The 10,132-nt window shown below is 40.9% G+C and carries 10 protein-coding genes and 1 pseudogene; 9 read left to right on the top strand and 2 right to left on the bottom strand.

The genetic code is table 11. From position 1 onward, the window contains the following. The 3 genes and pseudogenes from V7266_RS16950 to V7266_RS16940 all read left to right on the top strand — a co-directional run. Positions 1–209: pseudogene (locus tag V7266_RS16950) on the top strand (hypothetical protein); the annotation flags it as partial. Between the two features lie 135 nt (positions 210–344). Next, positions 345–1,529, top strand: a complete 1,185-nt coding sequence (locus tag V7266_RS16945) for an alanyl-tRNA editing protein (RefSeq protein WP_335469312.1) — start codon at positions 345–347, stop codon at positions 1,527–1,529. Positions 1,530–1,572: 43 nt separating this feature from the next. Next, positions 1,573–1,836, top strand: coding sequence for a DUF1871 family protein (locus tag V7266_RS16940; protein WP_335469311.1), 264 nt, complete (start codon positions 1,573–1,575; stop codon positions 1,834–1,836). 173 nt (positions 1,837–2,009) lie between these two features. Here V7266_RS16940 and V7266_RS16935 read toward each other — a convergent pair whose 3' ends face one another. After that, positions 2,010–2,225, bottom strand: a complete 216-nt coding sequence (locus tag V7266_RS16935) for a helix-turn-helix domain-containing protein (RefSeq protein ID WP_335469310.1) — start codon at positions 2,223–2,225, stop codon at positions 2,010–2,012. 203 nt (positions 2,226–2,428) lie between these two features. Between V7266_RS16935 and yugI the strand changes: the two genes are divergently transcribed. The 6 genes from yugI (at position 2,429) to V7266_RS16905 (ending at position 9,044) form a co-directional block, all read left to right on the top strand. Further along, positions 2,429–2,830: a S1 domain-containing post-transcriptional regulator GSP13 gene (gene yugI, locus V7266_RS16930; protein WP_335469308.1), complete on the top strand. Its 402-nt coding sequence runs from the start codon at positions 2,429–2,431 to the stop codon at positions 2,828–2,830. 208 nt (positions 2,831–3,038) lie between these two features. Next, positions 3,039–4,238, top strand: a complete 1,200-nt coding sequence (locus V7266_RS16925) for an ornithine--oxo-acid transaminase (RefSeq protein ID WP_335469307.1) — start codon at positions 3,039–3,041, stop codon at positions 4,236–4,238. Between the two features lie 23 nt (positions 4,239–4,261). Beyond that, positions 4,262–5,533: a Glu/Leu/Phe/Val family dehydrogenase gene (locus V7266_RS16920; protein WP_335469306.1), complete on the top strand. Its 1,272-nt coding sequence runs from the start codon at positions 4,262–4,264 to the stop codon at positions 5,531–5,533. 393 nt (positions 5,534–5,926) lie between these two features. Then, a complete protein-coding gene (locus V7266_RS16915; protein WP_335469305.1) occupies positions 5,927–7,090 on the top strand; it encodes an iron-containing alcohol dehydrogenase in 1,164 nt (387 codons plus the stop codon). A 111-nt stretch (positions 7,091–7,201) separates the two neighbouring features. Beyond that, complete coding sequence (locus V7266_RS16910; RefSeq protein WP_335469304.1) at positions 7,202–8,551, top strand: glucose-6-phosphate isomerase; 1,350 nt, start codon at positions 7,202–7,204, stop codon at positions 8,549–8,551. Between the two features lie 82 nt (positions 8,552–8,633). Beyond that, on the top strand, positions 8,634–9,044 hold the full coding sequence (locus V7266_RS16905; protein ID WP_335469303.1) for a YugN-like family protein: 411 nt from the start codon (positions 8,634–8,636) through the stop codon (positions 9,042–9,044). Here the strand turns inward: V7266_RS16905 and V7266_RS16900 are convergent, their stop codons facing one another. Continuing rightward, complete coding sequence (locus V7266_RS16900; protein ID WP_335469301.1) at positions 9,045–10,031, bottom strand: potassium channel family protein; 987 nt, start codon at positions 10,029–10,031, stop codon at positions 9,045–9,047. It abuts the gene before it with no gap. Positions 10,032–10,132: the final 101 nt, after the last annotated feature.

The raw sequence follows: 10,132 nt of genomic DNA, 5'->3' as shown, positions 1-10,132 counted from the left end.
ACCCGCAAATGGGAGGCTATCCACAAATGGGAGGCCATTCACAAATGGGAGGCTTTCCGCAAATGGGAGGTTCCCAACAAATGGGAGGATTCCCGCAAATGATGGGCGGTCAGCAGCAAACGGGCTTTCCTCAAGGTATGGGCGGAATGGGCGGATTCATGCAAGGGCAAACACCAACTTCCTTTGGCCAACGGAAAAAAGATAAGTAATAACATAAGTAAACAAGGTAAGAGGGACCTGTTCTTTTCAAATAAGGGACAGGTTTTTCTATTTCGCTTGATTTCATGGCCAACTTTTTAGACAATGAATACATCCATTCAAAACAATCACGAGGTGCTTTTCTGATGCAATCAAAACTTTATTACCAAGATGCTTACATACATACTTTCTCTGCACGTATTTTGAAGCAAGAGCGCGATGAAACGGGCAGAAATTACATTGTCCTCAACCAAACAGCCTTTTATCCAACCGGAGGCGGACAGCCGCATGACACAGGTCGAATAGCGGAAAGGGCCGTTATTGACGTAGAAGAAGTGAACGGTGAAATTCGGCATTATCTTGACGCGCCATTACAGGTGGCTGATACTGAAGTAAGCTGTACGATTGATTGGGAAAGAAGATTTGATCATATGCAGCAGCATGCAGGACAGCATATTTTATCGGCCGCCTTTGACCATTTGTTTGGCTATAAAACGGTTGGTTTCCATATGGGGCCGGAAAATCTAACGATCGATTTAGAAACCGAAGAATTAACGAAAGAAGAAGCCGCAAAAGCGGAGGAACTAGCTAACAGAATCATTCTAGAGAACCGCCCCATTGAAACTAAATGGGTTACAGCAGAAGAATTGTCCCAATATGATTTAAGGAAAGAGACAAAGGTAAAAGAAAACATACGGCTTGTGATCATCCCCGAATTTGATTATAACGGCTGCGGCGGTACTCATCCAAAGGGTGCCGGTGAGGTAAGTGCTGTTAAAATCTTGGATTGGGAAAAACAACGAAAAAACATTCGCATTCAATTTGCCTGCGGTCTGCGTGTGATCAAAAAGCTTGGGGAGAAACAAGAGGTTATACTTGAATTAACTAACCTCTTGAATGCCCCAGAAAAGGACATGCAGCAAGCCGTCATCCGTTTGTTGGAAAACGAGAAACAATTGACCAAATTACTTGAACAATCAAAGGAATCATTACTTCAATATGAAGCCAAGGAACTGGCAAGTAAGGATCAGTCTGTTGTTACGAAGGTATTTGAGAACAGAACAATCCAAGAACTCCAGAAGTTGGCCCGGATGATCGCGGCCGACCATGAAAACAGCCTCGCCTTTTTTGTTTCAACAGATGGGACCCGTATACAAGTAGTTCTCGCAAAAGGGAAAGCAAGAACAGAAAATATGAAAAAACTGATCGGCGAGATTTTGCCAATGATTCATGGTAAGGGCGGAGGGAATGATTCCTTTGCTCAAGGCGGTGGTGAGGCTCTCTTAACGGGTGAACAAATCCTAGATAGGCTTTTATCGTTGATGAACTAGCTAGTTATTATGTTAGAATAGCTTAAAAGGATGGAGGGGAAATATGCGAAAAGAGGTACAAACCAACCTGCAGTTTGTAGATGTCTTAAATCAATGGGATCCTTTTCAATTAGAAAGCGGCGATTATGATACGGAAATAGCCGATACGATCCAAGCTGTTTATGAGCTCGATGACCCCTATAGGTTAGCAGAACGAATTCAGGCAATTTATGAGTTCTCATTCGAAAAACTGATTCCAATAGACGAGTGTCGTAAAGTTGCGGCCGAATTATTAGTCATCAAAGAAAATCAATCTTGCTCATTGTAAGTTACAAAGAGCAGGTTGATTAAACGATAAAAAAAGAGGACAATCTGACGGATTGTCCTCTCAAAAAGGGGGGAATACTAGAAAGCTTTATAATAAAAGTTTTCCCAGTTTCCCCCTTTTTATACATTAAAAAAATAAAAAACGGTAAATTATACCGTTTTGAATAAAAATTTTTAAGGATTCCCCTTGGTATTTTGCTTTAATAACTCTGATGCAGGTATATCTAGAACAGTAGATAATTTTAAGATGGTCTGATTACTTGGTATTTGTTCTCCAGATTCATATTTAGCGATTGTATGCGTTCCGACTCTAATCTTTTGAGCAAGTTCCTCTTGCGTCATCTTAAGCATTTCACGGCTTATTCTAATGGTTTCACCAATTGAATTCATACTGTTCACCTCATCTAAAAAAAGATATTTTCTCACCATGTATTATATCATGGTAATACTTCTATTTCCTTATGCATTTATGAACGTTATGTTAAGGGGTAAAAAACAGCAATCTCCCTAATTTTGATTAAAGTCTTTATTTATGATATAATTTTTTAATGCGTATATAAGGGAAAAAATAATTATTATTTAGGAGTGTTTTCATGACAGAAAAATTGGAAGTTGGAAGTATTTTAACAGGTAAGGTAACAGGAATTCAACCGTACGGAGCATTTATAGCTTTAGATGAGAATACCCAAGGTCTTGTTCATATTTCGGAAATCACGCACGGTTATGTGAAAGATATTAATGAACACCTAAAAGTGGGAGATGAAGTTAAAGTTAAAATCTTATCAGTGGATGAAGAAGCAGGAAAAATCGGTCTTTCCATCCGTGCTACAGAAGAGGCACCAGTCCAACAAGCTGCAAAGCCAAAAAAACCGCGCAAGCGCCTTGCTGCTGCCATTATTCCTGAAGCTGAAGGACAACAAGGTTTTAATACCTTAAAAGATAAGCTCCAAGAGTGGATTGATCAATCTTCACGGGAAGATTTAATTAAAAAATAATACAGAAATGTAAGCCTAGACCAAACTATTTGTACAGTTTGGACTAGGCTTATTTTTTTATTTATAGGAAATTATAAGGTTTATCGAGCTTCCATTCATTTATCAAGTATCTTATAAAATTAATAGAAAAAATGTTCATTCTTGGTTAATGCTCAGCTACAATAGAAGTATCTATATATAAAATCCGGAACGCAGACGGGGGAATAACATGGAAAGAAAGAACAGCACAAGTGATTTAATTGAGCAAACAGAAAAGTATGGTGCCCATAACTATCATCCACTGCCAATTGTTATTTCATGCGCTGAAGGTGTTTGGGTGGAAGATCCCGAAGGCAACAAATATATGGACATGTTAAGTGCCTATTCTGCCCTCAATCAAGGCCACCGCCATCCTAAGATTGTCCAGGCATTAAAAGATCAAGCGGATAAGGTTACGTTAACCTCACGTGCTTTTCATAACGACCAGCTTGGTCCATGGTATGAAAAAGTTTGCAAATTAACAAACAAAGACATGGTTCTGCCGATGAACACCGGAGCGGAGGCAGTTGAGACGGCTGTAAAAGCAGCAAGACGCTGGAGTTACGATGTAAAAGGTTTATCGGAAGATCAGGCTGAAATCATTGCTTGTATTGGGAATTTCCATGGCAGAACGATGACGGCTGTCTCCCTCTCATCTGATGCCGAATATAAGCGTGGATTTGGCCCCATGCTGCCTGGCATCAAGTTAATTCCATATGGTGATTTAGAGGCTCTTAAAGCGGCGATAACTCCCAATACAGCAGCGTTTTTAATTGAGCCCATTCAAGGTGAAGCTGGGATCATTATCCCGTCTGAGGGCTTTATGAAGGCTGCATTCAATCTTTGTAAAGAAAACAATGTTCTGTTTATTGCTGATGAAATCCAGGCAGGCTTAGCACGTACGGGTAAAATGTTTGCTAGTGAGTGGGAGGGAATTGAACCGGATATGTATATCCTCGGTAAAGCCCTTGGCGGCGGTGTTTTTCCTATCTCCTGTGTAGTTGCCAATAAAGAGATACTAGGCGTATTTAACCCTGGCTCACACGGTTCTACCTTCGGGGGGAATCCAATGGCATGTGCTGTTTCAATCGCTGCCCTTGATGTACTTGTTGACGAAAAGCTTGCGGAAAAGTCATTGGAACTTGGGGAGTATTTTATCAATAAATTGAAAGATATTAAGAATCCAAAAATTAAGGAAGTGCGCGGCCGAGGTTTATTTATTGGAGTGGAATTAACAGAATCCGCCCGGAAATATTGTGAACAACTAAAAGAACATGGACTCTTATGCAAAGAAACTCATGAAACCGTCATTCGTTTTGCTCCGCCGCTTGTTATAACAAAGGAAGAATTAGACTGGGCTATTGAACGGATTAACAAAGTACTCGGGTAATCAAAATAATTAGGGGTGTCAACATGGTGACGATGGAAGAGGAGACAGCGGTTGCTGATCAATTAAATTTACTTGCCTCAACAAAAATTGTAATACATGATGCCTTAAAAAAGCTCGGGTATCAACAGGATATGTTTCATCTTTTAGAGGAGCCGCTCAGAACACTCACCGTCAGGATCCCTGTTCGGATGGACGATGGTTCCACTAAGATTTTTAAAGGTTTCCGTGCCCAGCATAGTGATGCAGTCGGACCGACAATGGGGGGAATCCGATTTCATCCTAAAGTAACAGAGGATGAAGTGAAGGCATTATCGATGTGGATGAGCATAAAGTGCGGAATTTGTGACCTGCCATTTGGCGGCGGCAAGGGCGGGGTTATTTGTAACCCAAGGACGATGTCCTTTGGAGAATTAGAGCGATTAAGCCGCGGGTATGTCCGCGCCATCAGCCAAATGGTGGGACCTACTAAGGATATTCCTTCTCCAGAGCTGTATACGAATTCGCAAATGATTGCCTGGATGTTTGATGAATACAGCCGTCTCAGGCAAAATGAATCTCCAGCCTTTATCACCGGAAAGCCATTGGTGCTCGGAGGGTCAGAGGGGTGGGAAAAAGCAGGAGCAAAAGGAATTACCCTTTGTATTGAAGAAGCAGCCAAAAGGCGAGGAATCCCCCTTAAAGGAGCTCGAGTGATTGTCCAAGGATTCGGTAATGCCGGTGGATATGTTTCTAAATTCCTGCATGACAAAGGGGCCGTCGTTATTGGTATCTCCGATGTTTACGGCGCACTTTATGACCCTGATGGTCTAGATATCAATTACCTTCTGGACCGCAGGGATAGCTTTGGAACCATCACCGCGCTCTTTGATAGTGTGATGACAAACGAAGAGCTCCTTACTAAAGATTGTGATATTTTAGTTCCCGCTGCGATTGCGAATCAGATCACGATTGAAAATGCCCACCATATCAAAGCAAAAATTGTGGTAGAAGCTGCGAGCGGACCTACTACATTAGAGGCAACAAATATTTTATTAGAGCGCGATATTTTACTTATCCCAGATGTTTTAGCTGGTGCCGGAAATGTGATTGTCTCCTATATCGAATGGGTTCAAAACAATCAGGGACTTTATTGGGATGAAGAAGAAATAGAGGAGAAACTACGAGAAAAAATCGTCCAGGCTTTTGATCGTATTTATGAGCTTGCTCAAAGCCTTCATATCAATATACGCCTTGCTGCGTATATGGTGGGAGTGAAAAAAGTGGCAGAAGCGTCCCTTTTTAGGGGCTGGGTCTAAAAAATTCCTTGTATCGTACATCGATACAGGGAATTTTTTTGTAAGCGGGGGAAAACTATAACTTTGAAAATGGTCAAACGTTATCGTTGTGTTTTTACGACAGATAAAACCCCTGAAGGGAAAAGGAATCGGGTGCTACGACAGATAAGAACGAGTCATAACCCCCGAAGGGAAAGGGATCCAGGTGCTACGACAGATAAGAGCGAGTCATAACCCTCGAAGGGAAAGAGAATCGGGTGCTACGACAGATAAGACCGGTTTATATCTCCCGAAGGCCAAAAAGCTGCAACAAGATAAGAAGGTTTCTCATCCCCAAGCACCACCCACAGTCTAGTTCTTTGCAAAATAAAACATAATAAATAATAATAGTAAAAGTAAAGGAAGGTGTTATCTATGGAGAATTTTACATTTTTAAATCCAACCAAATTAATTTTTGGAAAAGGCGAGCTTGAACAATTAAAAACAGAAATCCCGCAATATGGCAAAAAAGTGTTACTTGTTTATGGCGGGGGCAGTATTAAAAAAAGCGGCCTTTATAATCAGGTTACCAGCATCCTGGATGAAATTGGAGCTCAGGTTTTTGAACTTTCCGGAGTGGAACCGAATCCGCGCATTTCTACAGCTAGAAAAGGTGTAGAAATTTGTAAAAAAGAAGGTATTGAATTTCTATTAGCAGTAGGAGGCGGCAGTGTCATTGACTGCACCAAACTAATAGCTGCAGGTGCTAAATACGAGGGAGATCCTTGGGATATCGTCATTAAAAAAACCTTCGCACGCGAGGCACTGCCATTTGGAACTGTTCTGACCCTTGCAGCAACTGGTTCTGAGATGAATTCAGGCTCTGTTATTACAAACTGGGAAACCAATGAGAAATACGGCTGGGGAAGTGCCGTAACATTCCCTAAGTTTTCAATCCTTGATCCGGTAAATACCTTTACCGTTCCTAGAAACCAAACCATTTATGGCATGGTTGATATGATGTCACATGTGTTTGAACATTACTTCCATCTGGAAGAAAATACCGATTTCCAAGACCGCATGTGTGAATCACTGTTGATTACTGTAATGGAAACCGCTCCTAAGTTACTGGCAGACCTTGAAAACTACGAACATCGCGCTACTATACTTTATGCAGGCACAATGGCTTTAAACGGTATGGTAAACATGGGCTATCGGGGTGATTGGGCTACCCACAACCTAGAACATGCTGTATCGGCAGTTTATGATATTCCACATGGCGGCGGCCTGGCGATTCTGTTCCCTCACTGGATGGAGCATAATCTAAGCGTGAAACCTGAGCGCTTTAAACAGCTGGCCGTCAGGGTGTTCGGCGTAGATCCAGAAGGCAAGACAGCAGAGGAAGCCGGTTTAGAAGGAATTCGTAAGCTGCGTGAATTCTGGAACAGCATTGAGGCTCCTTCCCGCTTAGCAGATTATGATATTGATGACAGCCAGCTTGAGCTTATGGCAGACCGTGCGATGGTCAATGGGGAGTTTGGTAACTTTAAAAAGCTAAACCGTGACGATGTACTAGCCATTTACCGGGCGTCATTATAAAAGTAGGAAATTGTCGAAAATGGGTACGCTTTCACAAGCTGAGGTTTCTTGATAATTTTCTCAAGCTTAGGTAAAGTGATAACTGAAAAATAAAATTTTGGAGGATCATACATGACACACGTTCGCTTTGATTACTCGAAGGCCCTCTCCTTTTTTGGAGAACATGAAATTACATATTTACGTGATGCTGTAAAAGTGGCTCACCATTCTCTACACGAGGGAACTGGTGCTGGAAGTGACTTTTTAGGCTGGATTGAACTGCCAACTAACTATGACAAGGAAGAATTTTCACGGATTCAGAAATCTTCAGAGAAGATTAAAGCAGATTCAGATGTTCTTCTCGTTATCGGAATTGGCGGATCTTATCTTGGTGCAAGGGCTGCGATTGATATGCTTTCTCACAGCTTTTACAACGCCCTTCCAAAAGAAAATCGCAGCAATCCACAGATTATATTTGTTGGGAACAGCATTAGTTCTACCTATATGCGCGATGTAATGGACCTATTAGATGGTAAAGACTTCTCAATTAACGTTATCTCAAAATCAGGAACAACTACAGAGCCTGCGATTGCCTTCCGTATTTTCCGTAAGATTCTTGAAGAGAAATATGGTGTAGAAGAAGCTCGTAAGCGCATTTATGCGACTACAGACAAAGCAAGAGGCGCTCTTAAAACATTAGCCACAGAAGAAGGTTACGAGTCGTTTGTGATTCCAGATGATGTCGGCGGACGTTATTCTGTATTAACAGCTGTAGGTCTTTTACCAATTGCTGTATCTGGTGCAGATATTGAAAAGATGATGGAAGGTGCCCGCCAAGCACAAAATGATTTCAGCCATTCTGAAATCGAAGAGAATCCAGCCTACCAATATGCGGCCGTAAGAAATGTCCTTTACAATAAAGGAAAAACAATTGAAATGCTAATTAACTATGAACCAGGCTTACAGTACTTTAATGAATGGTGGAAGCAATTGTTTGGTGAAAGTGAAGGGAAAGACCAAAAAGGTATTTACCCATCTTCAGCCAACTACTCAACTGACCTTCACTCTTTAGGACAATATGTTCAAGAAGGACGTCGCGACCTATTTGAAACGATTGTAAAAGTAGACAAGCCTCGCCATGAGCTTACAATTGAAGCCTTTGAAAATGACTTAGATGGTCTTAACTATTTAGAAGGAAAAACAATCGACTTTGTTAATAACAAAGCTTTCGAAGGGACTATGCTTGCTCATACAGATGGCGGAGTGCCAAACTTGATTGTTACTATTCCTGAAATGGATGAATATTCATTTGGCTACCTTGTTTATTTCTTTGAAAAGGCATGTGCGATGAGCGGCTATCTCCTAGGTGTTAATCCATTTGACCAGCCGGGCGTTGAAGCTTATAAGGTGAATATGTTTGCTCTGCTAGGTAAGCCTGGCTTTGAAGAAAAGAAAGCAGAACTAGAAAAAAGGTTGAAATAATTTTAAAAGAGTGCTGATGCTATTTGCATCAGCACTCTTTTATTTGGGGAAACTAACGCTATCAAAAGGGGGGAAATGGAATATGTACGAAATTCAATCTAAAATAGAAGGCAAACAATTTGACCTGTATAAGCTTGAGCAAAAATTAAAGCCAATCGGCTATACGATTGGCGGGAATTGGGATTATGATCATGGTGCCTTCGACTATAAACTGAATGATGAAGAAGGTTATCAGTTTCTGAGGGTGCCCTTTACCGCTGTTAATGGCGAGCTGGATACTAGAGGATGCACGGTCGAAATCGGAAAACCTTTCCTATTATCCCATCAGTATGAATATGGAATTGATGAGCATGGTGATACCGGTAACTTTTCAGCTACCTTAAATCAATTTCAAGCGCCCATTGATCCGGATGCAGATATTCCTTCAAAATACATTGATAGAGGAAAAAGGTTAGTGTCCGATTTAGAAAACGTCCTTTTAACAACTCAATAACTATTTAAACATCAATAATTGGTCATGTTCTTCAATTTTAAATGAGTTGGGGGGATTTAGAATGGTATCATCCCCTCTTTTTAATCCAATTAATAAAAACTCATCCTCGATTAGTTTTAGTCCAATTTCCCTGAAGCTCCTTCCAATTTCGGCGTTTTTCACAGTATTGGTGGAGAGCCTGCTTTCCTGCAGTTGGTTGATCACATTTAATAATAGTCCATCCCCTTTCGAATGGAGGCTATTAATCATAAACACACTGGTTAACTTATTGGATTGAATGACCTCATCTGCCCCTGCCCGTTTTGCATTGACAACTTGCTCAGCGGTCAAGATTTCAATGATACATTTTACTTGTGGGCATAGTCCCTTAATCGTAAGTAATGTTAAGATGCTGTTCATATCTGCTTGAAGTTCATCGTTCCCCCGGTCAGCCGTAATAAGTACCTTTTCCGCATTTTCAATATCACTTTTCATAATCGTATCATCGACATGGCCTTTTCCCTGGATAAAATGGACATATCTCGATTTAACGGGATTTGCTTCAAGCGTCTCATCAATTAAGACAATCATTTGCTGATCATTTGTATTGGTAAGCTTATGTATTAATTCTTTTGACCGCTCATTCCAGCCAATGATAATAATATGACCAGCCCCTTTAAAAGGGATTTTCCCTTCTGAAAGGGCATCTTGTTTGGTAACAGCGGCAGCAGCTAATGTCCCAAAATAAGAGGACACAAAAGCCACGCCAAATAGAATTAATAGTAAGGCAGTTACTCTGCCAAAGAATGAATGGGGCACATAATCACCATATCCAACGGTGGATGCTGTAATAATCGCCCACCAAATCCCATCAAAGATTGTTGGGAAGGTGTCAGGCTCTAAAAAGTGTATCGTAATCCCAAAAGTAAGAAAGACCAATAAAGCCATCATAAGAATGCGTACAAGAAGTGGTAAGCGTAAAAAGCCTATATAAACCCTGTTTGGCATCACCGGCACCTCGTTTCTATACTAAGTATTATAGTCAAAAGTAAGAAGTCTCATAATCTTTTACCACTTCAGAAGTATATTTAAAAAATCGCCGTTTTTTT

This window comes from Neobacillus drentensis (assembly GCF_036965645.1).
Classification (GTDB): Bacteria; Bacillota; Bacilli; order Bacillales; family Cytobacillaceae; genus Neobacillus; species Neobacillus drentensis_D.
This window is presented reverse-complemented; position numbering and strand designations above follow the sequence as displayed.

Bases quoted from the DNA above. Each gene is read 5' to 3' on its own strand.
- V7266_RS16940 (WP_335469311.1), top strand. From the start codon at position 1,573: ATGCGAAAAGAGGTACAAACCAACCTGCAGTTTGTAGATGTCTTAAAT.
- V7266_RS16910 (WP_335469304.1), top strand. From the start codon at position 7,202: ATGACACACGTTCGCTTTGATTACTCGAAGGCCCTCTCCTTTTTTGGA.
- V7266_RS16920 (WP_335469306.1), top strand. From the start codon at position 4,262: ATGGTGACGATGGAAGAGGAGACAGCGGTTGCTGATCAATTAAATTTA.
- V7266_RS16905 (WP_335469303.1), top strand. From the start codon at position 8,634: ATGTACGAAATTCAATCTAAAATAGAAGGCAAACAATTTGACCTGTAT.
- V7266_RS16945 (WP_335469312.1), top strand. From the start codon at position 345: ATGCAATCAAAACTTTATTACCAAGATGCTTACATACATACTTTCTCT.
- V7266_RS16915 (WP_335469305.1), top strand. From the start codon at position 5,927: ATGGAGAATTTTACATTTTTAAATCCAACCAAATTAATTTTTGGAAAA.
- V7266_RS16900 (WP_335469301.1), bottom strand. From the start codon at position 10,031: ATGCCAAACAGGGTTTATATAGGCTTTTTACGCTTACCACTTCTTGTA.
- yugI (WP_335469308.1), top strand. From the start codon at position 2,429: ATGACAGAAAAATTGGAAGTTGGAAGTATTTTAACAGGTAAGGTAACA.
- V7266_RS16935 (WP_335469310.1), bottom strand. From the start codon at position 2,225: ATGAATTCAATTGGTGAAACCATTAGAATAAGCCGTGAAATGCTTAAG.
- V7266_RS16925 (WP_335469307.1), top strand. From the start codon at position 3,039: ATGGAAAGAAAGAACAGCACAAGTGATTTAATTGAGCAAACAGAAAAG.